The sequence below is a fragment of the Actinomycetota bacterium genome (genome assembly GCA_041658565.1).
Taxonomy (GTDB): domain Bacteria; phylum Actinomycetota; class AC-67; order AC-67; family AC-67; genus JBAZZY01.
The window spans coordinates 1-21,963 of the sequence record JBAZZY010000012.1 but is presented as its reverse complement, the minus strand read 5'-3'; the positions used below and the strand labels follow the sequence as shown (position 1 = coordinate 21,963).

Below are 21,963 nucleotides of genomic sequence, written 5' to 3'. Positions count from 1 at the left end.
CAGGCGACCAGGAAGCCCCGCTATTGGAGCGAACGTCGCTTTGGATTCGAGCCGGCGACAACCGCATCACACTCAACGCGACACTGTTCGCTGCTTTTGGATGCGTGTCGTTCATACTGGTGCTGCGAGCCTACGCTGGCACGTAGAGCCGAGAGGGGGATAACCGAGTGGACATCGTTCTGCATCCCGACGCACCGCTGTGGACGCAAGAAGCGCTGCGTCTGGTTCGAGATGCGTCTCAGTTCCAGTGGTATGCCGTCACACTGCTGGGATTGGTCATGTACGTGTACTCGGTTGAGATAGAAAAGCGAAACTGGAATGTGGTTCTCGCCGGACTCGCCTTCTGGGGAGTGGACTGGATCAACGAAATCGTCAACGGCGTGTGGCTTCACGTCACCAAGTACTCAGCGTTGTGGACGACCTCGGGCAGCACCAGCTACCAGATCTTCGTCGGGCTGAACCTCGAGATCATGTTCTTGTTCGCGATCTCCGGGGTCCTGTTCACCAAGTCCTTGCCGCCGGACCGCAAGATGAAGATCCTGGGCATCCCAAACCGGTGGTTCCTCTCGTTCGGCTTCTCGTGCTTCGCGGTGTTCGTCGAGGTTCTGCTCAACCGCACCGGCTACTTCGGCTGGACCTACTCGTGGTGGAACTGGCCGAATATCGTGCTCATCATTCTGTTCGGTTACGGCACGTTCTTCGTTGCCGCCTTCGTCGTCCACGACATGCGCACGCGAGCGGCACAACTCAAGACCGTTGGAGCGATCTGGGGCATCGTGCTGACCGGCGTGCTCGTGTTCGGTGTAATCCTGCGCTGGATCTAAGGGATCAGTTTCTCCGCGCGCAGCCAGGCCTCGGTGCGCGCCATCCCGTCGTCCAGGGTTACTGCCGGCCGCCAGCCCGTCATCGCGTCGATCTTCTTGATCGAGTAAGTCCCAGGGTGCGTGATGTACTCGATGGTGTCCGGCGTGAACGGCAACTTCTTGCCGACCATCCGGGCGACTTTCGCGGCGGGAGCAACTACGTACATCGCCTTTGACGGGACCGAGCGCAAACGGATCCCAAGCATGCGCGCGTAGTAACCGAAGAAGTCGGCCGCGCGCACACCCTTTCCGCCGGTCACGTGGAACACATGCCCGACGGTATCCGCGTGAGTAGCCACGACCATGCTCCCCGCGACGAGGTCGTCGACGTAGGTCGGAGACAAGACCCCGCGTCCGTGATCTACGAGCGTAAACACCTTGCGCTTCATCATCTCGACGGGACGCAGCGTCCAGGGCACGCTTCCCGGGCCGTAGACATCGCCGGGACGAACAATCGTGACCTGCGCGCGCCCGGAGGCCGCCGCCAACAACGCCTGATGCTCCGACGCAGTCTTCGTGTCGGTATAGGGGTTGCCGGTCATGCGCACCGTCGCCGTCTCGTCCACGCCGTCGGCGAAGTCGCTGCCGTGAACCACGATCGAGGACAAGTGCAGCACGCGCCCCGCGCGCCCGTTCGATGCGGCGTCCAGAACGTTGCGCGTGCCGTCCACGTTGATCTTCCAGTAGGCCGAGAGTTCGCCGAGTTCGCCGACGACCGCGGCCGCGTGGACGACGAGATCCGCGCCGTCGATCGCCTTGGTCCACTCCCCCGGTTCGCTGATGTCGCCGGCGACGATGCCCGGTCCCGACCTCAAATCGATGCCGGTCACTTCGTAGCCGTCCTTCGTCAACGCATCCGTGAACGCGCGGCCGATGCAGCCCGCCGCGCCTGTGATTACCGCTCGCTTTGCACTCATAGTCCCAGACCTTACCCGCCGAACAGCCGGCGCGGGTTGTCGGTGAGGATCGAGTCGAAGACGCTGCGGTCCACCCCGGCCGCTTCGAGCTTCGGAAGGAAGTCGGTGAACAAATACGTGTGCGGGCGCCCGTGGATTTGCTCCAAGATCAGCGGCAAGAACTGCTCCGCGATCGCCGCCAAATCCGGAGGGACGACGTAAGGAAATCGCGGCGAGCGCAGTGAGCACATGTGATCCTGGCTCAAGCAGATCCTGTCGGCGTGTCCGGCATCGAGCACCGCCGTGATCAACTCCACCCGGCGGTCGTCGGGCGCGAGGATCTCCAGCCCAATCCGATCCACACCGACGAACGACCCGCGCTCGACGATCTGGATCAACTGCTTCGGGTCCGGCGCCTGATCCTGGTGGCCGATCAGGCAGCGCGCGAGATCCACGCCGTGCTCGGCGAAGATTTCCTGCTGGACGTCAAAGCCCGAGGACGCCTCGCAGTGCGTGATGATCGTAAGGCCGGACTCGCGCGCGGCCATCGCAGCCGCTGCGACGAACTTGCGCTCCAGGTCCGTCGGCGGATGCCCCGATGCCACCTTGATGATCCCCGGCTTGATCCCGTTGCCGCCGATCCCGTTGCGGATCTCATACAAGTACAACTCGGTGATCTCTTCCTCGGTTCGCAGACGCCAGTAATACGGCAAGCCGATCTCTTCGAAGTAGAACCCCGTCGCACACACAATGTTCATGCCCGACCGCTGCGAGACCTCAGCCATCAGTTCGGGATCACGCCCGAGTTCAATAGGGCACGGATCAACAAACGTGCGCACTCCGTACTCCATGAGTTGCTGCATGCGTTCGACGGCGATCTCGATCGCACCGGCGCGCGTCCACGTCCCCGTTGGATCGAGCGCGTCCCCGGGATACGAGATCGACACATGCTCGTGTACAAGCGTCGGACCAAGTTCGTCGGTGGAGATCGGACCAAGAACGGTCTGGACGGTTCCCATATAGCCTCCCCACTCTGCGCGCGCGCGGTGGCGCGCGCCAAGCCTCACCCAGCCCCGCCGATTCTACGCGCGCGCCCACGTTCACGGCCTTCCGGGCTGCGGAACACCGGATAAACGCAGGGAGGTCCTCCGCACCACGGGGAGCACTCCTTCCACACGCAAAGGAGCGAGGATCTCTCCTCGCTCCTTTGCGTGTGGCAGCTTGAAACCTATTCCGCTACTGCACCGCGATGACCGACAAGCTATCGGCGCTCGCGACCGTCGCCTGAGGCGACGTCGTCGCGCACGACCAGTTCATGCCGGAGGTGTTCGTGCAGGCGTAGTACGCGGTCTCAGCGTTCACGAGCTTGGCCTTCACCGTTGTCGCAGCCGCGCTCAGCGTGAACACCACCGCGTCGATGTTGCCCGGCGTCGTTGCGTTGGGCGTGTAGGACACGGCGCTCACGGTGTAACCGGAGATCGTGCTCGACCCTGAACCCGCGCTCTGCGCCGGAATCGTATTCGATGCGGTGAATGCATTGGATGCAGTGACCAGCACCGCAAGAATCGCGAGTCCAAGGATCAGGCGCTTGGGTCGTTGCATGCTCCGCCGCATGTCCATCAGTCCCTTCCCCTAGAGGTTCGATGAACGCATCGTCGCCGGCGTGCGGACCCTACATAGCGCATCTGTACGTTCTGGAAGGGGCAGTCGACTCATCCTGCACCGGCGCGCGCTACTGGATCTGGACTTCGCACGAAGGGTGGAACGAATCGGTGCCCGGACCACCAATGCACACGTCGTATCCGGCGCCTCCGTTCAAGGAATCGCCGCCGCCACCGCCGAGAAGACAGTCGTCGCCTTTGCCGCCGCTCATCGAGTCGACGGCGACAGTGCCGAGCATGAGGTCGTTTCCATTCCCACCGTCAACGCCCCCGGTCACGAGCACTTGAAGGTCCAGCGATGCGCACTCAGACGGCTTCAGGGCGTTCGGATTGATCACGATGGGAGCCGCCGCACCCGCACGCGTTCCCGGTACGACGTTCGAGCCTGTTGAAGCAGGCACCCACGCCATCGCCGCCGCCGAAAGACTCGCCATCGCCAGCGCCGGCCGCAACCAGCGCGCGCCTCTACGCATGACGCCGGTCCAGCAACGGTTGGAGGAAAGCGAGATCCCGCGTCTTCTCGACCCGCTCGGGCGCGCGCTCGGCTTGCGCCACGTACTGGAACACTCGCGACCCTTCCTCAACCATGTACGCGTGCCGGTCTCCATCCACGTGATACATGATCTGGCGGTCGTAACGCTCGGCGAGTCGCACGAGGTCCTCGAAGGACGCCGCCGCAGTGAACGAGCCGGTGACGATCGGTGCCTCTATGGCGGTCAAAGCCCGCCCCCAGCGTTTCCCGATACGCGTCGGCTCGTCCTCGCGCTTGCTGCGTGCGATCAGCAGACCGGCAGCCGCCATCGTCAGAATTGCGCCGGCCACCCCGACAACGCCAATCCCGCGTGCCAGATCGACCGGCAAAGGGATCTTCACCACGGTGATGTGATTCAACGCCGCTCCGGGAACCGACACGCTGTTCTCTTCGTGAACGGCGACCGATTCGCCGGCCTTGTGGTCGGCCACCTGCAGCTGCGCTTGAAGCGCATCCAACGTGAACCGCATCTCGGGCGAGAACGCCTCATTGATCGACCGCCCTTCGATGTTCCCGCGCGCATGCACGTCGGCACGCACGGCGAGCGCGTAGGTCGGGTTGACGACCCCGGAGCGGTCCTCGGTGGCAAGGACGACGTTGCGGAGCGCGCGCAGGTCCAGGATTCCCGATGCCTCAAAGCGATCACCCTGGTACGGCGAAACGGGCGTCAGCGGAACGACGCGCCGCCAGCCGTTCGGAGAACTCAACTCCGCAACCAGTCGCCAATCCCCGGCAACCGAGTGCGACGCGTCGACCTCGAACCCGTAGGCGAAGTTGACTCGAAGTCTGCGCGTGAGGCGAAGGAACGCAGGGTCGCCGGTTTCGATTCGCGCTTCCGGTCCGGTCGCGCCGGCCACCGACCCGGCGTAGCTGAATGCTCCCTGATGCGCGACGGATCGCTCAGCGGCGGCGCGAGTGGGGCGCGAAAACGCCGCCATCGCTATCAACCCGCACGCGATCAGCACTACCGCTGCTGCACCAAAGACCGTCTCGGAGATGGTGGGCGGAGCACCGCTGCGCAGCGGAGCCGGCGATGCCGATCGAGGCGCGCGCTCCCGACGTCCATTCCCTCGGCGCGCGCGCGCCGGCTTCCCGCTCGAGATCAGCAACCAAGCGGCGAGCACGATGCCCAACGGCAGCAAGACGATGGGGGGACGAAGAAGCCCCAACAGCCGGCCTCCCGAAGGAATCCGGAGCCACAGCGAGCCCATTACGTCTGATCGCAACGGCTGATACTGATCCACCTCGTCGTTGTTGTCGCCCTTGGTGACGAGCCGCTCGCCGCCGATCGACGCGATCCGGTGAAGAACGATCCTGCCGTAGTCGGTTCTCGTGGCGACAACATCGCCGACGGCGTAGGACGCCACCGGACGAGGACGGGTGAGCGCCAGATCTCCAACATGGAACGTCGGCTCCATGCTGGAGCCCCTTGCTACCGCCACATAGTCGACCGACCCGCCAAGCGAACGGGGGCCGAGTCCGAGCCACGCCGCGGCGATGAATCCGATTCCGATCGCCGACGCTGCGACCCTGACCCAGCCCCGATTCATGATGCGCTCCTTTCGAGCAAGCATCTACCTCCGACGACTACTACTGAACTGCGATGACCGACAAGTTGTCGGAAGCGGTGACCGTCGCCTGTGGCGTGGTTGTCGCGCACGACCAGTTCATGCCGGAAGTGTTCGTGCAGGCGTAGTACGCGGTCTCAGCGTTCACGAGCTTGGCCTTCACCGTGGTCGCCGCCGCGTTCAGCGTGAACAGCACCGCGTCGATGTTGGTCGGCGTCGTCGCGTTCAGCGTGTAGGACACGGCGCTCACGGTATAGCCGGAGATCGTGCTCGACCCCGAACCCGCGCTCTGTGCCGGGACGGTGTTCGACGCGGTGAAAGCGTTGGATGCCGTGACCAGCACCGCAACAAGCGCAAGTCCGAGGATCATGCGCTTCGGCCTTCGAATTCCCCTTCTCATGTCCACCAGTCCCCCTCGGTTCGCGTTCCTGACGAACACCTCGTCGGGGTTTCGCAAGTCCTACATAGGTCGCGAATACCGTTTGACTGGGGTAACTGCCTCATCGGGGGCGAACCACCCCGGCTACAAGTGTCCGCGGCGTCCAAGAATGCAGCCCCGCCGCAGATCAGATCGGGTTCGCGAGGGCGCCGGTTCGCTTCAACGCGAACCGGTAACATGCTGACGCCGAGCCCCCATAGCTCAACGGACAGAGCGGCGGTTTCCTAAACCGGAGATCTAGGTTCAATTCCTGGTGGGGGCACAGGGGCACTCGCAACAGGGTCGCCCAATCAAGACCTCGCCACCACGTCGTCATCGGCGCGCAAGGGGCATTCTCTTCCCTTCACGGCGTCACGTAGATGCTTAGCATCGCGAGCTCTACCCTCGCGCAATCGACCCGGTGCTCGCCGTCTCAATCGTGTCGTCCTGCCTCTCCATCTCAGTCCCGTGCCAGCCCGATTCATCGAACCACCACACACTGGTTCCTCCTCTGGAGATCCAGAGGCAATCGATTTCCTCCGGCAGCTTCAGCCTCGCCGTCGGCATCCGGGTACAACCCCAGTCATCGAAGAGCCATGCTTGTGCAACGCAATCCGTTAAGAGAATGAACGCGTGTCGCTCCGCGTCTGTCGAACGCCCAAGCTTTTCGCGCATGTTCAACGCTTGTTTCGAATCTCCGTTGATGAATTCCTCGGCTACCCGGGCCGTCACGTTCGGATCGTCCTTGCACGCTGCGCCCCATCCCCCGACCAGAGTGATTCCCGCTGGGAGCTGTTCGCTAGCAGGCGTCGCCATCGCCATCGCATCGCCAGCAAGGCGGAGAAATTCGACGACCGGGCCGTGCCAACCGCGAACCTCGTCCCAGTCCATGTGCGCGCCACGAGTTGAGGAGATGCCCCGCTGTTCCAACGCCACGAGGATCGGCCCCAGCTCCGCAGCGAGACGACGAACATCGGGCGCAACTCCGGGGTGCCCGTCGGTTGGCAACTCGATGAGTACAGACCAACACATGGCTACTTCGCTGCTGGCCACGAGTCCGCCGTACCGAGAGACACGATTCCGCGCCTGCTCGAAATCGTGCATTGCCAGTCGCTTCACTTCGACCGCAATCGTCGGTGACTCCAGGCACCTAAAGTCGACCGCACCCTGTCGTGGCGAAACGTCCCACGCAACAAGTGGTCGACCGCTTATCGTCTCGATTGCACGCTTCGCAAAGCGTTCGGAAGCATCCATCGCTCCGAAGCGTACCGTGTCGGTCGACGCTGTTTCAGCATTTCGAGTGTGCCCTTCTCTCCGACACTCCGCTTGATCGACGACGAGTCTTGAGCGCTCCAAGTGTCCTAAGCGCTGAACACCAGGCGTAGCTCGGCGAAGTCGGACGGCCGAAGCTTGTTCCATTCCACCTGCAGAGCCTTCACATAGGCCCACGCAGTTCCCGTAAGCAACGTTGCGTTCTCACACCAGATTCCGGCAGCACGATCCTTATGCGCGACATCAATATCTTCGCGGCCTTTCGTTTCGACCAGAAAATGGCCGCCGCTCTTCGTAACGACAACGAAATCGGGCTCATAGTAACGAAGGTTCGTCGCCGCGTCGGTGTACTCGATCGTGAATCCGAACTGACTTGGGAGTTTCGCGAAGCACACAACATCCGATGCGTTCTCCAGGAAACGAGCGAACTCTCTCTCGAACTCGTTGTCACACGCCGCGAGATTGAACACCGTCTTCTTGGCGGGCAACGTGGGCCGAGAGTACGGGAACGGCGGAGTCTCAGACAGTCTTCGCCCCGGACTCAACAGCTCAGGCGCCAGCTCTTCGACGACGAGACCGCGCAAGGCCCTCGCGAACGTCTTCACGGTCACGTATTGCGCGACCGCCGTCGCAACGGCCTTGATGATGACTGGGTCCGCCAGATCGACCCGCTCCCCGAATGCACGCGTTTCGAGGAACTCACGAACCTTTGGAACGAGGGCTGCGAATTGTGATGGAAGCTTCACGTCCTGCGAGATGCGCTTCGAGTAGTAGGAGATAACCTCTTCGGAGGTGCGCGGCTCCGGGACCTCGTACTCTCGATCGACCAGCTTCTCCAACGTCACGATGTCGTAACCCTCGTACTTGAACTTCTTCGACGCCGCATCGTCAGCCTTGCGCGGGAACACTGGACAGCTCATCGCTGCGACATCGAGCCCAGCGATCTCCTCGGCCAAAGTCTTCTTGCGTGACAAGATCGGACTCAGGACCGGCATCGTCACGTCCTTGTCCAGCTTCTCTGGATCGGGCGCGATCGTCTGGATAACAAGCGGTTCTTTGAGGTCGAACGACTCGAGCGCGATATCCTCCTCGCGCTCTAGCTGTTCCACGAATTTAAGGAACGCGTTGTTCCCGATCACGTCGACACGCTCCGTGTAGCCGCCGGCCATGTTCCGGAACATGAGCCGGAGTCCTCGACCAATCGTCTGCTCAGGCAAGATGTTGGCCTTCGATGTGTATGGCCGAAGCCCCACGATTACGGTCACGTTTTGAACGTCCCAACCTTCGCGAAGCATGAGAACGCTCACGATCGCATTCACCGGACTTTCGCCCTCATCAACCTGACGCGCTGTCTCGCGCGCTTTATCCAGGTCTTTCTTGGAAACGTCGCCGCTCCTATCCGTATGGATTACAAGCGAACGCTCACCGCCGAACTCATCGGGATACTTGACGCGCAGGTACTCGCAAATATCATCCGCCTCTGCGGTGCTATTCAGCATCAAGAAGAGGATCGGCTTCTTGCCAAGAGGCGTGAGCTGTTCGCGATACTCCCGCCAACGCTCAACTCCAGCTGTGATGTACGCCTGATACCGGGCACTCGCGACATCGGACGGCTGCTCCTTGATTCCTGCGGCCACACCTTTCATGGGTCGCTTCACGACGTTGTCGATGATCGCCTGCTTCAAGGGATAATCGAACACAGTCCACGTGAAAAGACCGCCCTTCGCATACCTTGGGGTGGCCGTGAAATCGAGTTGCGCAGCAACCCCGCCGGATACTGTCCCGTGGAGTCGTCGTATGACCTTGCTCCATTCGCTGTCCTCTTCGTGCGTGTGGTGGCCTTCATCGTTCACCACCATGCATGGCCCGCCGCGCGTAACGATTCTGCGATCGAACGGCTCAGGCTCAGCCATGTATGGCGGCGGTTTCTCCCCCAGCACTGCCGTCATTTCCTCCGGCTCGTCCTCATCCACCCTTTCCTGCCGTTCGTACAACTGCTGGACGTTCGTGAGATAGAGCGCGCCCTGCGAACTCGCTCGCTCGCTCTCACCTCGCATGTAGCAATCCAGATCCCAGTACACCGACAGTTCCGGCGGAATCACAGGATCGGTCTTGAAGATGCGACCGCCGCCAAAGTCGCTTCGAAGTCTCTCGAACACGATGACGTTCGGGGCCACAATCAAGAACGTGCGGGCGTAGTCGTCGCGACCCTCGGCCACCGCGTTGAAGTACTGCCAGGCCACCGCCAGAGCCATGCCCTTCGTCTTCCCGCTTCCTGTCGCCATCTTCACGCAGTAGCGCGTGAAGTCGTCGTATTGGAGCAGGCGGATACCCGGGAGGTTCGGCGCGAACGTTTCGAGAAGATCCTTGTGGCGTCTCGTCCCGGCAACCTCATACAGATAGATAAGTGTCTCGATGGCTTCGCGCTGAAAGTAGTGGTAACGGAAGAAGGAGCCATTCGGTTGGCGGTGGTCGGTCAGGAACCAATGATTCAGCAGCAGTCGGCTCGTTTCCGTCGCATCTCGATATTTCTGCACGCGCCATTCGGCGACTGCCGATCGGATTGCCGGCACACATGGGGCCGTGGTCACGCGAGCTTCGAGAATGCTCTGCTGTTCGGCCGCCTTCTCCTTCCGGCCCGCCACTACTTCACCTCTACCTTCAGCGTCTTCGTCGTGTCATTACCGAGGATGTCAATGACCTTCACGAGGATGGTGTACGTCCCGGCCTCTTCGTAGGTATGACTCACTGACTTCTCCAAGCTCCGGCTTTGACGGAACCGATACGTCTGCCATTCGTTGTGGAAAGTGTCACCCTTGTACTCCCAGTCGACCGCCCAGTAGTCGATCCACTGAGTCCAGTTCGTGATCGCTTTCTGGATCTCATCGGGGACATCGTCTAGTGGAATGACGAAGTCGGTGAGACCCAGCGTCACCACCTTCCCCCTTTTCTTGACGTCAACACCAAGAGCTGCCAGCTCGAAGAATCGGATATCTCCTTGCTCCACCGCGCGCTTCTCTAGCACCTCACGAGGAATGCGAACGAACCGCATGTTGATACCTGCGAGCGCGGCCTCCTGCTTGGCAACCTCGTTCACCTCGAAAGCGAAATCCCAGCCGAGAACATCGACTGCTTTGGACTTTGGTGAACCTTCGCCCTTGCCAATGGCTTTTCGGAACTCAATGGCTATTTGTTTAACGTCACCAACCGTCACCGGTGCGTCTACCGTTCCGACGTGGACCATGCGGCCGGCTTTCAGCCCGTGCAGCCAGACGAATCCTTCAAGCGGTTTCGCCTTATAGAGCTCGAGGATGAACTGACAATACGCACGCGCCCGCACCTTCGCCGCTTGTCCGAACTCTGCAGCCTGCCAAAGCTGCCGTTCGTACTTGCCGAGATTCTGAACCACAAACGGACTCAAGTTCGGCACTCCGAGCAGGCGCTTGCGAGTCGTATGCACTGCAAACCGCCCAAGGTCAGACACGATCCACCTGCGGTTCAGCTTCTCAGCCACAAGGGCAGTGGTCCCGCTTCCGCAGAAGCAGTCGAGGACTAAGTCGTCCTCGTTCGAAGACGCTTCGATGATGCGTTGGAGCAGCACCTCTGGCTTCTGCGTTGGGTATCCGGAGTCTTCAATCGCTTGAGAATTCACGGGCGGAATGTCAGTCCAAACAGACTGCACGAGCGTTCCCGGAGACTCGTCAAGATAGCGCTTGTATTGCGGCATCCCTGACTTCGTGTAGACGAGACGTCCGACCGCATCCAGTTCTTGCATCTTCTCGCGCGTCCAGCGCCAGGTGCGGGTGATCCCTTTCCAGTCGTAAGTCAGATTCGGCCGATCGGGATTCTGGTTCAGCGTGTTGTCGAGCCTGTACCTCCGACCGCTACCCGACTCGACGTGCGTGTAGTGAGACTTGATGTAGCTCTCGCTGGTGGGCAAGTACTGAGGATTCCATACGGGCGCCTCAGACCGCGAGTAAACCAGGATGCTGTCGTGCGAGAAGGGGATACCTTTTCCGTGGCTACGCGCCGAAACTCGTTTCCAGATTATTTCGCTCTGAAAGTTCTCTCGACCAAACACTTCGTCAAGGCAGACTCTTACGAGGTGATTCACATTCGGCCCGATGTGAACGTAAATGCTGCCATCGTCTGCGAGCAATTGATGAAGGACGAGTGCCGCCTCATAGAACCATTGCAGATACGAGTCGAATCCCCGTCCCCAGGTGTCCCTGTACGCCTTCTGCTCAATGACGCTGGGTTCCTTCGTAAAAGTGGTGTCTGATCCGGGGATTTCCCGCGAGAAAGAGAAGTCCGCGCCCGTCGCGAAGGGTGGATCAACATAGATAAGCGTTACGGCCCCCGCCAGGGAGTCCAGCAACGCGGGCAGCACATACTTCTTGTCGCCCCAGATCAACCTGTTTCGCCACGTCGGATCGCCACCGCGCGCAAAGAGATCGAATGAACGCTGGCGCTCTTGCGCCGATTCGTTGACCGTCTCCACCGTCTGAAACGGGAGCGCAACTCGCGGCGGAGCCTGTCGTCGACCATCCTTGTCGTACTTACCTTCCCAGACAAGTTCCGTTTGCCTCGCCTCCTCGATGCGCCCCTGCGCTCCCACCCACCTCTAAGCTAGCGTCTGCTTCCGACATCGAACCGCAGAACGGGGCCGCATCAAACCTCGATTGCAACCGCACTCACCGGTATGTTGAGCTGAGTCGCGATCGGCGTGTACAGGTCGACATCCGCCGTCTTCGTCCTGAGCGAGACCACCAGCGCGTACCGCACCGCCCGGTCGACCCGGTCCTTTCGCTTGCTGTTCTTCCACCACCCACCGACGACATGCACAGCGAGCACACCGCCAGTAGCGGCGAGCTCGGCTCCGTGCCCTTCCCAGATGTCTTGATGGAGCGATCCCTTGTTGCGCTGGTTCGGGCCGATCATCCAGTGATCGGTCGATGACGAGACGCCTGCGTTCCCTTCCTCTTCCTCCCGCGCAGCTTCGCGGTTGACTCGGCGAATGAAGTTGGGTGTGTCCTCGTTCGGTCCTCGGAGCTCGAAGCGCAGACCGTGCGAAGCGTAGGCGTACCGCCGACGCCAGCCGCGACGAGCCGCCGATGGCTCTATGAAGTACGAGAGAGTTACGCGCAGATCAACGTCGTCCGCCCCCAGGTCCGCGAGCACATCACGGGGCCAGGGCAACTCGTGCAGCCGGAAGTTCCTCATTCGGTAGTCCTCGCCCGTGAAGGGCACGAACTCGTCTTGGACAACCATCGTGACAGCGTTTCGCGCGGAGGTAAGAACGGTCGGCGCATCCGGGACTCCCCAGCCATACCGCTTCAAGAGGAGAACGCGCCTCTCCTTGCCAGTTTCGGCGAGAATCTCGGAGCGCATCGTCGCCGTCCACTCGGCGCTGTGGACGAGAAGTCCGCGGATGGTCTCCGGCCAATAGGAGGGATAGATCGCCATCGCCAACGCAGCCAGACGACTTGCCTGCGCCGTTGCAGCGCTCGTTGCGTTCGCCGAGCTGAGCGCGACATCGTTACGCAGATCCGTCGTCAGCAGGGACATCAGCGGGTGGCTGTGATTGAAGTCGTTCGTCCCGTCCGTGAGTACGTTGCCACCTTCCATGCAGATGTCAGGTTTTATTGGCCATGCCTTACCGCCAGCAATGACGCCGGTCCTGCTATGGGGCGAGATGTCACCGTTCGGAGCGACCCCTTTCCATCCCGCAAACGACGGATCGGTCGGTGCATCGGTTAGCTCCGTGTATGCACCAACCGCGAGGGCGTTCCACGCTTGGGCGGGATCTTCAATTGGCGAGAGATCGCATTTCTGGCGGTAATCGAGTTCGTACGGCTCATCCACGTTGCCGACCGAAATTACGATGAGGCGTGCTGCGTCGGGAGACGGGGGACCAAGCAGCTTGATCCCGTCGTTGGAGCGACCAACGTCGGTCCCAACTGCTAACGCGTCAACGGTCGCGGACCACAGCGACGGTTCGCCCGGGCGGTCGGAGTTGGCCGTGATAGGCATGCAGTACGCCCTCCGACGCGAGGAAACGACCTCCGGGGCGGCGACCGCCTCGGCGGTGACGAGACCGTAGGAGTCGGGGTCGTGAGGAGGTTGGCCGGGGTCCGGCAGGAGTTTGACCGACTCAAGGCGATGCAGAAGGACGACGCCTCCACTCCGAAGTAACTCAACGTCGACCGGACCGTAGAGGGCGAGGCCGGCCATTCGCGTCCCGTGACCGTGCACATCTCCCTCGGGCAGACCGACGACTGAATGCATATCGCCTGAGCTTAGAGATCCGTCGAGAAGCACATGGGTCCGACGGGCGCCGGTGTCGACAAGACACACCGCTGGAGCCTCCGGTTGCGCTGGAGTGATCCGCCCTGAAAGGTCGCCAACAAGCTCCTGCTGCTCATCAAGCGTGAGGTCTTCTATCGTGTCAACGAACTGCGGCCGTCGTATCTCGGCGATTGGAACCGCAGTGAAAGGCAAGGGGAGCAGGTCTGTCCAACACGCTTGAATCCAAACCACCGTGCGCGTATCGAAATACAAGTGACGCCCGATCAAGGTCAGCCCTGCCGCCTGCGCGAAGCGCTCGGCGAGATCGACCGCATCGGATACCGGAAGCAACCAAAGCTCCCACCACCTCACGCCGGTCGTATCGGGCTCGCCCTCGGACTGCCAGAGATCACGAAGAACCGTCGCTCTAATGCGGCTCATATTCGCGACGAGTTCGCGGTTACGAGGGTGGCCTCCCCGCGAGACCTTCGTGACATAGTCCTCGAACTGTTTCAGAAATGCCGCCCGATACTGGTCGCTGACCCAGACGAGGGCACGCTCGGGAGCTTCGTCCGTAGCCGGCGACACGCTTAGAAGTAGCCACTTCGGTAGGGGTCCAGAGCGGTGCGAACTCAAGTGCTCCAGCGAGTCGAGGCGCAGCGGATAGTCAACCCCTCCGCTTCCTTCGACCGTGACCACGACACCCAAAGCCTCAGGCTCTTCCAGACCCACTTGCACGCGATGCTCATCCTGCTCCGCGAGGGCGGACGACGCCTCAGCTTGAATGCGCTGGCCGTGCGCACGCCGCTCGACATCACGAATCCGTGGCTCGCCGCCACCGCGCCGCGTGAACTCACGATCTTCGACGTGAGCGAGAACGAGGAGATGAGGTAACCGCTCCTCCTGGTCAGGCAACTGTTGACTCGCCTCGTTCGCGTAGAGCAGCGAGGAGAGACTCGGTAGTGACTGTTGGCTCGCCAGCGAGCAGAGCGCGCTTCGCTGACGCTTCGGCGGCCTTCACTAGTTCGGCGTGGCTCAGCCCTGCAGTGTGTGTCCGCACTGTCGCCCATCGAATGCCCTTCCCGATCGGGCCGAGGCGCGCCTTCAAAACCGCGACAGCTTGTGCCGCGTCCGGTCGGTCGTAGGTGATCACCATGTCGAATCGTCGGAACAGCGCACGATCGAGAATCGCTCGATGGTTAGTCGAGGCGATTACCAAACTCTCAGCACTCGCCTGTTCGAGGAAAACGAGGAACGAGTTAAGGATTCGGCGCGCTTCCCCGACATCGTTGCCCGCCCGGTCGCCACCGAGCGCGTCAAACTCGTCGAACAGATAGACGGCCCGCTGCGTCGCAGCGGCGTCGAACACTGTTCTCAGCTTGCTCCCCGTCTCTCCCAGGTACTTGCTGAAGACGCTATCAAGCCGAATCGTCAGCAGCGGCAGATCCAGCGCGTGAGCGAGCACTGCCGCCGTCATGGTCTTTCCGGTACCCGGCGGCCCTTCGAGCAGGAGCCTGTGGGCCGGGTTGAAGCCTTGCTCCATCAGTGCGTGGCGCTGCCTTTGCTCGGCGATGACCAGCTCCAAGCGACCGCGGAGCCCATCCGGCACGATGAGGTCTCGTAATTGAACCCGAGGGAACGATGCGACCACCAGATCCGCGAGTTCGCCCCGCGGTTGGACGATCGGGGTCACGACTGTTCCAGAATTTTGCCGCCGTGCGGCTTCCACCAATTGCTTCAGGTCCGTTGCCAATCGGTGATGCCCTTGCCGCGCCGCTTTGGCTGCCACCTGCATCGCCACGGCGTAGAACGCCTCATCGTCTCCTGACGTGTGGCTCTTAACGAGCGCCTTGATGTGGTCAGCGGAGGCGGTCACGATGGTTCCTCCTGCGGACAAATGGCGGGTTGAGCATGACTGCCCGAGAATATTCGCGCGACGCGCAGCGCAGCGCATCTTGTAGGACGTCCGGTCGCCAGATCCTCGATCGCGAAGAGTCGGTCATTGTAAGAACCTACACGAGGCCACCGACATCGCCCGCGAGCAGAACGTCGGAGCAGGCCCACTACGTTCCGCCGGGAATCGATCTTCGAGCGCACGGAGCGGGTCTCCCACTCCCAAGAAGCGGGGGCGGCAACGAAGGGCCAAACCACCTGCACGGATTGTTGCCTCCCATGAGTCAATGCGCCAACCAACTCGAAGTCGGCTACATCGCCGGCTCACCGTCGTTTCAGTCCTCTTGTTTTATGGTATCAAGCAGCCGCTCGCTTGCCTGCGCGGAGATTCAAGCTGTTCCGGGCGATCGATGCCAGTTCCGGGTTCTCGTGGGCGCCTGGTCTAGAGGGACGCAGCGCGCCCCGACCTGGCGTCGGCGCACCCCCTATGGCTGAACCGTGCCGGAATCGGCTTCTCCGAAAGACAGGCCGCGTTTGGACCAACAGCGCCTAAGCCACTCCTCCACCTCGTTGGGTGCTCCCGCTCCGGAGTCGCGCGGTAGCACGCCGGCCAGTGCGTCTGCGAGAGCGGGATGATCACGATGCGCCCACTCGAACACCTCAGACCCAAGGGCGAAGGCGACGCTATCGAGTGCACTGCCCCTTGCCGTCTGGACTGGCAAGGACTTGCCGGGACGACTTTCGGGCTGGATTAGCGCCAAGGCCTCACGAGCCCCCGTCCACCGGCTCATGGAATTGGCGTGAGAAAACTCGCCGAGACTTCGGTTGAGGATTGATAGCCGCCGCCACCCGGCTTCCTGGAGCCAATCGCGAGTGCGGACTCGATCACCGCGTTCCTCCACCTCGGCAGCCCTCTTAGGCTTCAGCCGCCAAGTCCGGATCCGAGCGGATTGCTCCAATATCGAACGGACCAGGACCATCGCCCGTTCGTCGTCTTCGAGCCATAACCAGAAGGCGGCGCGAAGCGAGGCTGCCGCGACGATCAGCGCATCGGAGGGTGGTCCGCTCATCCACGAACCAAGCAAGCCCGCCACCTCTGCGATCAGAATGTAGGAGAATTCGCGTCCTCGAAGGGAGTCCGGATCGAAGTCGGACCCCAACTGCGCAGCTTCTGCATCGAATGCCGCCCTCGCCCACGCCGCTGCACGAGAGCGACGTGATGCAAACGCTTCGAAACTGCGTGCTGAATAGACCACTTCCCGAGGTGGTACCCCTCCCTCAAGTTTGCGCACATCATCCGCATACGCTTCACCACCTGCGATCAGTGAAGAGCCGAAGACTCGAAGGTAGTCATACGTGAGAGGCCACAGGGATGGCGCCGCCTCCTGAAGGACAACCTCCGAGGGCAGCGAGAGCGGCAGGTATCGGAGCGTCTCCGCCAGGCCGGCGGGAAACCTCGGCGGCGTCACCAAACCAACAACGCAAAGCAGAGCTTGTCGCAACGATAACTGGACCGCGGTTTCGATCGCTTGCACCGCGCCCTCAACATGTTCGAGCCGTGCTGGGGAAGCTAAGTTTGCGGCGTCCCATCGCGCGGCCGCGACCAAGGGCCCTCGCCCGTGCAGCAATCTCGACGCGTCGTTCCACACGCGACCGGCCTCTACCGACGGTGTCTCATGCCTCCAGATCTCCGTATAGAAATCCGGCGTGCCGGTGCCGTCCTCCTGCATGAATCCGTTAGATGATGCTCGATTGACACTCCATCGCTCGAGTTGTGTGCGTGCGACCGCTGCCGCCCCCATCACATTGCATGCCAGGATCATTCGTTGCACTTGGCAGGCGCTATCCAAGGCCCATCGCAGGTGGTCTGGCCCCTCGCCGTACGGACTCGCCGGATGCGCGGAGAAATCCGCTCCGAGCCGACATAGAGCGACGTCGAGCGGAAACAGAACATGCAGCGTTTCTGCCACCGGATCGCTGAGAGCGCCGACGTTCCGGCGAACGTTCTCCCACCGCTGGTTGTGACGGGAGATGAGTGCGCGGATTACCCCGTCGGACCCTTCGCGCCTGGCAACATCCTCGTACGCTCGCGGCGTAGGGCCTACGAGGCGTCCTTTCGCTTCGGCCTTCAATGCTACGACATGGGCGCGGTACGCAGGATCCTCTCGACGACGTTTCTTCTCCCGGCTCTGCCTCCCCATGGAGACATGTTGCCCTGCCCCGCAGCCGCGTGCCACTGATTCGCAAGAGCCAGGCCTTTTGGGGAAAGTGTGGGGAACGCGCCACTGAGAAACAGCGAGAACCGGTGAGAACTGCTGAGAAGTGAACGCGCAGGCCACGCGCGGTATCGACCCTTCAAGCACGCACGCGACAACCCCCTGCAAACAACTCCTAAACCGGAGATCTAGGTTCAATTCCTGGTGGGGGCACAACCAGGAAGATGGGCGAAAGCACTGTGATCCTCCGATGCACCGGCAAGTTCCTGAAGGCTGCCGGCTTGAAAACCGCGGCGATCGACAGTGCGTCGTCCGCCGCTCTCGACGGCGAGTGGTACGCGAACCTGCTGTGGTTCGATCGTCGGAAGTGCGTACTACTCACGCACGCGAGCACGTTGTTCTCCGCCTTTGTGGCTGACATCCGAAAAAGGGATCTCGCTCCCGCGGGCGACTTCCTGATCCGCCACGTGATGGAGGCCCTGTCTGCCGAACAGCTTCCAGCGGACACGTTCAGCGTCCTGGATACCGGCGACGTTCAAGTAGCGAAGACCGCGAGCCGCGTCGTTCTCGGGTGCATGAACGACATGGCTTGGATGCTCGAGAACGATCTGGCGGGCCAAGGGGGCCTCGCGCGCGCCGACATCTTCGCCGTGAACCACCAACTGCGGCGCTTGATCAACAGCCCCAACGGGTACAGGCACCCGATCGATCTGGCACGAGACCTTGCAGCGACGCGCTACCCCGCGGCTCTGCAGCCAGACTCGAGATCGTGCCCTCGCTAGCCGCAAAGGCGACCCTCCCAGCTGCAGCCTGTAACGACACCGGGCGGGTGAAGACCCGACCATGACGAAAAGCGTGGCACGCCTGTCTTGACCCGACAGCGCTGAGCCAGAAGCCGTCTTCCCAGGCTAGTTACCGGCCTTCCGTTGTCGAAATCGAGGGCCAGACTGGAACTCTCTGGAATGACGCGGGACCCTGGCTGGAGTTTGGGCAGAGTTTGGTATCACCCTCCACAGTGGAGGGCAGGGCCAAACTCCGGACAAACTTCTTGAGCGCGAGAGCACCTTCCCACGCCTTGGCTTCACGCTTCCGGCTACGAGGCGTCTTTTGCTCGTAGAGCAGCAAGGTTCACCGAACCGATGCGACCTGGTTGCATCGACCCCCGCCTGAGGAGTCCGAGCACCAGCGGATCGAGATGGAGACGGGCAGAGACAGACTGAAGTAGTTCTCGCGCGTAGGGGTAGGCAGCGAAATAACCCGTGGTCGAAGCGATGAAATCGGCACCATCCCGATCCGGTTCGTAGTCGTCTGGGACGGCATAGTCGACGACGATTGTGAATTTCACTTCGCCGAAGAAGTCTCCGTCCGGACCTAGAAGAGTGAACTCAAATTCGAACCGGTTTCCCATCGCGCCTTGTTCGGCTGCATATGACGAAGACACGTTGAATGTGACCTGCTCCACTGGGGCACCCGGGTGGAACGAGTCCACGACAGAAGCCGAAATCGACGTGGATCGAACATCGACAATTTCGACGTGCTCGAGAATGTCCTTGGCCGCTTCGATTGCCTTGGTCGTTGGTTCGGCGAGCCGATCGACCCGTTCCTCAGGCTGCGCCACTAAGGCCCCCATCGATGACGCGAAGCTTGACGGCGTGCTGCTGCATCATGGGGGAGCGCATTGGCTTAGCTGGGGAAACCCAGAGATTCGCTTGCTTCGTGCGTGCCGCGATCACGTCAGTGGCATGCCACGTCATAAGGGCCGAACGAGTCTGCGAAGGTGCTTCCTTCGCAAATAGCGAGTTGACCAAGGCCACATCGTGGGGGGACGGGAACTCTTCGGGATCGCCCAATGCAAGATTCCGGTTGAGCCACTTGCTCACATCTGCCCACGCCCAAACTTTGATTCGGTCCCCAACCGTCCCCCGCGGGAAGGGAAAGTTTGAGTGGCGGCTGCCGTTTGCCCAGTTTCGAACAGCCTCGCGTGTCACTCCTACCCGCGCAGCGATGTCTGAGATCGAAACCAAGTCTTCGTCGAGCTTGAACGGCTGAGCAGTCGCCACCCGATCCATGACCAGACCGGTGACTTCATCCGCGGCCTTCATCGCCGAAGCCGAGTCCACGATGGCCGTTGCAAACGCATGGTCGCCCTGGCTTCGCCACAGCACGTTCGGCAAGTCGGCGAGGGCTTCGAACGTTGCATCGTCATCGAAGTCGATCCCCGTGAAAACGATGTTCATCCGATAGGCGGGCATAGCAACCCCTTCAGCTGGCGAGTCAGTAGTATGCCACGACCGTTGGCATCTGCCAACAGACTATTCGGACAGGATGTCGATGAGCCGCTCAAGTGCCGCCTGGGATTGGTCAAAGTCCCTGCTCAGACGGGCAGATTCCTCTGACTCTGGACATCCGTCGATGAGACGACGCACTTCTCCCATCTTCTGGGAGACCAGGTCCACCAAGGTGCGGGCCCCGTGGATCGGCGGCCACGGTTCGCCAACGCCTCCTGCGAAGGCCGAGGTGATGGCGTCACGCTCGACCGATTGGATTTCGGTCTCGATGTCAGCCGCCCTTTCGAGCAGCTCATCCGAAGCCGTGAGGGTGGCTTCGCCGAAAACCCGTTCGAGCTCACGCGACATCCCTTCACGTCGAACGAGCGCGTCTGCTGCGTCCAAGATGCGAGCTATCTCAGATAGAGCGCCGGCGATCGCACCGGGAAGCACGCGCCCCTCCTCTTCACTCAGCGCCGCGGCCGCGATGTGGGGACACTTCGACACAGCGTCGCGAATCACGCGTGCCGTATCGGAACCGTCCGCAGCGCCGGAGGTTGAGTAAACGGGAACAGAGCAGCCCGGCTCGCCCTCGGGATCATGATCGGGCGGGCGACACCTCAAGCGACCAAAGGTGTGCCCGGAGGAGGGTTTGAACCACCAGCCCGCGCGCTTGGCCTCGAGAAGCGCGGCGTTAGCGAGGGGCCGTTGATGCCGCGGCCAGTTCTCGGTGGGACCCATGAACATGATGAGTGGAGGCTACGGCCAAGTCGGCATTCGATGCAGGAAGAAGAGCTGGGCCTGACCCGATTCGACGGACATCCACCATGTGGGGCCTTGCCCCGGAGAGGATGTCCGAATGGAAAAACGAGAGCAACGAACCAGGCGATCGTTCACGCCGCAGTTCAAGGCTGAAGTCGTCGAGTTGTGCAAGCAAGGTGATCGATCCGTTGGCGCGGTTTCGCGCGATCTGGGCCTGACCGAGACCTCGGTACGCAAGTGGGTCACCCAGGCCGACATCGACGCCGGCCATCGTGACGGCCTGACGACCGCCGAACGCAAGGAACTCGCCGGGCTGCGCAAGGAGAACCGCGTCCTTCGCGAAGAGCGAGACATCCTCAAACGAGCGACGGTTTTCTTCGCCAAGGAGACCCGGTGAAGCTGTATCCCTTCATCGAGGCGGAGAAGGCCAAGCAGCGCAACGTCAAACGCGCGTGCGAACTGCTTCAGGTCTCCAGGACCGCCTTTTACGACTGGGCCAAGCATGTCCCGTCCGCGCGCGCATGCTCGGACGCCGCGCTGCTCGCCAAGATCCGCGAGGTTCACAAGACCTCCAAGGGAACCTACGGCTCGCCTCGGGTGCATCACCAGCTCCGCGAAGACGGTGAGGTCTGCGGACGCAACCGCGTCGCTTCGCTGATGCGCTCCAACTGCCTTTACGGCCGCGCTCCCAGGCGTTTTCGTCGCACCACCATTCCCGATCCCGACGCATCGACGACGGCAGTTGATCTGGTCAAGCGCGTCTTCGGTCCCGGCTTGATCGATCTGGACACGGTGTATTGCGGCGACATCACCTACATCCGGACCTGGGAAGGCTGGCTCTACCTCGCCACGATCATCGACCTCGCCTCGCGGCGCGTCGTCGGCTGGGCGATGGCCGATCACATGCGCACCGAACTCGTGGCCGACGCATTGAAGATGGCGATCGACCATCGTCGGCCCGAGCCGGGACTGATCTTTCATTCCGACCGCGGGTGTCAATACACCTCCGCCGAGTTCGGCAAGCTGCTCGACGAGCACGGGATCGAGCAGTCGCTGTCGCGTCCCGCAGAGTGCTGGGACAACGCCGTGGCCGAGAGCTTCTTTGCGACGCTCAAGACCGAGCTCATTTACTGTCACGCATGGCCGACGCGCGCGAGGGCGCGCAGCGCGATCTTCGAGTTCATCGAGGGCTGGTACAACCGCGTCAGGCTGCACTCGTCGCTGGGGTACATGTCGCCGGAGAGCTACGAAGCAAGGAGGAGGCGACTGGACGCAACGGGAACGGAAGCGGCATAGTCAATGTGTTCGTCGAATCGGGGGAACGCCA

The 21,963-nt window shown here is 61.7% G+C and carries 20 protein-coding genes and 1 tRNA gene; 6 read left to right on the top strand and 15 right to left on the bottom strand.

The window, feature by feature from the left end; all coding sequences use genetic code 11:
* The first annotated feature begins 167 nt into the window (after window positions 1-167).
* Window positions 168-824 carry a hypothetical protein gene (locus WDA27_08000; protein ID MFA5890878.1) on the top strand — a complete coding sequence of 219 codons (657 nt, stop codon included), beginning with the start codon at window positions 168-170 and terminating at the stop codon, window positions 822-824.
* On the opposite strand, the gene WDA27_07995 is transcribed toward WDA27_08000, so the two are convergent.
* From WDA27_07995 to WDA27_07970, 6 genes are all read right to left on the bottom strand, one after another.
* A complete protein-coding gene (locus tag WDA27_07995) occupies window positions 821-1,780 on the bottom strand; it encodes an NAD(P)-dependent oxidoreductase (GenBank protein ID MFA5890877.1) in 960 nt (319 codons plus the stop codon). The genes WDA27_08000 and WDA27_07995 overlap by 4 nt on opposite strands.
* 11 nt (window positions 1,781-1,791) lie before the next feature.
* Window positions 1,792-2,778, bottom strand: coding sequence for a hypothetical protein (locus tag WDA27_07990; protein MFA5890876.1), 987 nt, complete (start codon window positions 2,776-2,778; stop codon window positions 1,792-1,794).
* Window positions 2,779-2,995: 217 nt separating this feature from the next.
* On the bottom strand, window positions 2,996-3,379 hold the full coding sequence (locus tag WDA27_07985; GenBank protein MFA5890875.1) for a hypothetical protein: 384 nt from the start codon (window positions 3,377-3,379) through the stop codon (window positions 2,996-2,998).
* A 112-nt stretch (window positions 3,380-3,491) separates the two neighbouring features.
* Window positions 3,492-3,893 carry a hypothetical protein gene (locus tag WDA27_07980; GenBank protein MFA5890874.1) on the bottom strand — a complete coding sequence of 134 codons (402 nt, stop codon included), beginning with the start codon at window positions 3,891-3,893 and terminating at the stop codon, window positions 3,492-3,494.
* A complete protein-coding gene (locus WDA27_07975) occupies window positions 3,886-5,502 on the bottom strand; it encodes a signal peptidase I (protein MFA5890873.1) in 1,617 nt (538 codons plus the stop codon). The genes WDA27_07980 and WDA27_07975 overlap by 8 nt, the downstream gene beginning before the upstream one ends.
* 40 nt (window positions 5,503-5,542) lie before the next feature.
* Window positions 5,543-5,920, bottom strand: coding sequence for a hypothetical protein (locus tag WDA27_07970; protein MFA5890872.1), 378 nt, complete (start codon window positions 5,918-5,920; stop codon window positions 5,543-5,545).
* A 229-nt stretch (window positions 5,921-6,149) separates the two neighbouring features.
* On the opposite strand from WDA27_07970, the gene WDA27_07965 reads away from it, so the two are divergent.
* Window positions 6,150-6,221, top strand: a tRNA-Arg gene (locus tag WDA27_07965).
* Window positions 6,222-6,337: 116 nt separating this feature from the next.
* Here WDA27_07965 and WDA27_07960 read toward each other — a convergent pair.
* From WDA27_07960 to WDA27_07945, 4 genes are all read right to left on the bottom strand, one after another.
* Window positions 6,338-7,057: a hypothetical protein gene (locus tag WDA27_07960; protein MFA5890871.1), complete on the bottom strand. Its 720-nt coding sequence runs from the start codon at window positions 7,055-7,057 to the stop codon at window positions 6,338-6,340.
* Between the two features lie 242 nt (window positions 7,058-7,299).
* A complete protein-coding gene (locus tag WDA27_07955; protein MFA5890870.1) occupies window positions 7,300-9,855 on the bottom strand; it encodes a DEAD/DEAH box helicase family protein in 2,556 nt (851 codons plus the stop codon).
* Window positions 9,855-11,828: a DNA methyltransferase gene (locus WDA27_07950; GenBank protein MFA5890869.1), complete on the bottom strand. Its 1,974-nt coding sequence runs from the start codon at window positions 11,826-11,828 to the stop codon at window positions 9,855-9,857. The genes WDA27_07955 and WDA27_07950 overlap by 1 nt, the downstream gene beginning before the upstream one ends.
* A 53-nt stretch (window positions 11,829-11,881) precedes the next feature.
* On the bottom strand, window positions 11,882-13,939 hold the full coding sequence (locus WDA27_07945; protein ID MFA5890868.1) for a S8 family peptidase: 2,058 nt from the start codon (window positions 13,937-13,939) through the stop codon (window positions 11,882-11,884).
* A gap of 183 nt (window positions 13,940-14,122) precedes the next feature.
* Between WDA27_07945 and WDA27_07940 the strand changes: the two genes are divergently transcribed.
* Window positions 14,123-14,392, top strand: coding sequence for a hypothetical protein (locus tag WDA27_07940; GenBank protein ID MFA5890867.1), 270 nt, complete (start codon window positions 14,123-14,125; stop codon window positions 14,390-14,392).
* 13 nt (window positions 14,393-14,405) lie between these two features.
* Here WDA27_07940 and WDA27_07935 read toward each other — a convergent pair whose 3' ends face one another.
* Complete coding sequence (locus WDA27_07935) at window positions 14,406-15,374, bottom strand: AAA family ATPase (protein ID MFA5890866.1); 969 nt, start codon at window positions 15,372-15,374, stop codon at window positions 14,406-14,408.
* Window positions 15,375-15,876: 502 nt separating this feature from the next.
* Window positions 15,877-17,223: a hypothetical protein gene (locus tag WDA27_07930; GenBank protein MFA5890865.1), complete on the bottom strand. Its 1,347-nt coding sequence runs from the start codon at window positions 17,221-17,223 to the stop codon at window positions 15,877-15,879.
* 608 nt (window positions 17,224-17,831) lie between these two features.
* Between WDA27_07930 and WDA27_07925 the strand changes: the two genes are divergently transcribed.
* Window positions 17,832-18,389, top strand: a complete 558-nt coding sequence (locus WDA27_07925; GenBank protein MFA5890864.1) for a hypothetical protein — start codon at window positions 17,832-17,834, stop codon at window positions 18,387-18,389.
* A gap of 311 nt (window positions 18,390-18,700) precedes the next feature.
* Here WDA27_07925 and WDA27_07920 read toward each other — a convergent pair whose 3' ends face one another.
* The 3 genes from WDA27_07920 to WDA27_07910 are packed head-to-tail and all read right to left on the bottom strand — an operon-like array spanning window position 18,701 to window position 20,396.
* Window positions 18,701-19,225 (bottom strand): hypothetical protein, encoded by a 525-nt coding sequence (locus tag WDA27_07920; protein MFA5890863.1) that lies wholly within the window; start codon window positions 19,223-19,225, stop codon window positions 18,701-18,703.
* Entirely contained in the window at window positions 19,212-19,859 is a 648-nt protein-coding gene (locus tag WDA27_07915; GenBank protein ID MFA5890862.1) for a hypothetical protein, read from the bottom strand. Before WDA27_07915 ends, WDA27_07920 begins: the two co-directional genes overlap by 14 nt.
* A 60-nt stretch (window positions 19,860-19,919) precedes the next feature.
* Window positions 19,920-20,396 carry a hypothetical protein gene (locus WDA27_07910; GenBank protein MFA5890861.1) on the bottom strand — a complete coding sequence of 159 codons (477 nt, stop codon included), beginning with the start codon at window positions 20,394-20,396 and terminating at the stop codon, window positions 19,920-19,922.
* A 337-nt stretch (window positions 20,397-20,733) separates the two neighbouring features.
* Between WDA27_07910 and WDA27_07905 the strand changes: the two genes are divergently transcribed.
* Together WDA27_07905 and WDA27_07900 are read left to right on the top strand one after the other, a co-directional pair.
* The gene (locus tag WDA27_07905) at window positions 20,734-21,033 is read left to right on the top strand and encodes a transposase (GenBank protein MFA5890860.1); all 300 of its coding nucleotides are present in this window, start codon (window positions 20,734-20,736) and stop codon (window positions 21,031-21,033) included.
* Window positions 21,030-21,932: an IS3 family transposase gene (locus WDA27_07900; protein MFA5890859.1), complete on the top strand. Its 903-nt coding sequence runs from the start codon at window positions 21,030-21,032 to the stop codon at window positions 21,930-21,932. The genes WDA27_07905 and WDA27_07900 overlap by 4 nt, the downstream gene beginning before the upstream one ends.
* Window positions 21,933-21,963 lie beyond the last annotated feature (31 nt).

Bases quoted from the DNA above. Each gene is read 5' to 3' on its own strand.
- WDA27_07995 (MFA5890877.1), bottom strand. From the start codon at position 1,780: ATGAGTGCAAAGCGAGCGGTAATCACAGGCGCGGCGGGCTGCATCGGC.
- WDA27_07990 (MFA5890876.1), bottom strand. From the start codon at position 2,778: ATGGGAACCGTCCAGACCGTTCTTGGTCCGATCTCCACCGACGAACTT.
- WDA27_07985 (MFA5890875.1), bottom strand. From the start codon at position 3,379: ATGGACATGCGGCGGAGCATGCAACGACCCAAGCGCCTGATCCTTGGA.
- WDA27_07980 (MFA5890874.1), bottom strand. From the start codon at position 3,893: ATGCGTAGAGGCGCGCGCTGGTTGCGGCCGGCGCTGGCGATGGCGAGT.
- WDA27_07975 (MFA5890873.1), bottom strand. From the start codon at position 5,502: ATGAATCGGGGCTGGGTCAGGGTCGCAGCGTCGGCGATCGGAATCGGA.
- WDA27_07970 (MFA5890872.1), bottom strand. From the start codon at position 5,920: ATGAGAAGGGGAATTCGAAGGCCGAAGCGCATGATCCTCGGACTTGCG.
- WDA27_07945 (MFA5890868.1), bottom strand. From the start codon at position 13,939: ATGAGCCGCATTAGAGCGACGGTTCTTCGTGATCTCTGGCAGTCCGAG.
- WDA27_07925 (MFA5890864.1), top strand. From the start codon at position 17,832: ATGGGCGAAAGCACTGTGATCCTCCGATGCACCGGCAAGTTCCTGAAG.
- WDA27_07915 (MFA5890862.1), bottom strand. From the start codon at position 19,859: ATGCCCGCCTATCGGATGAACATCGTTTTCACGGGGATCGACTTCGAT.
- WDA27_07905 (MFA5890860.1), top strand. From the start codon at position 20,734: ATGGAAAAACGAGAGCAACGAACCAGGCGATCGTTCACGCCGCAGTTC.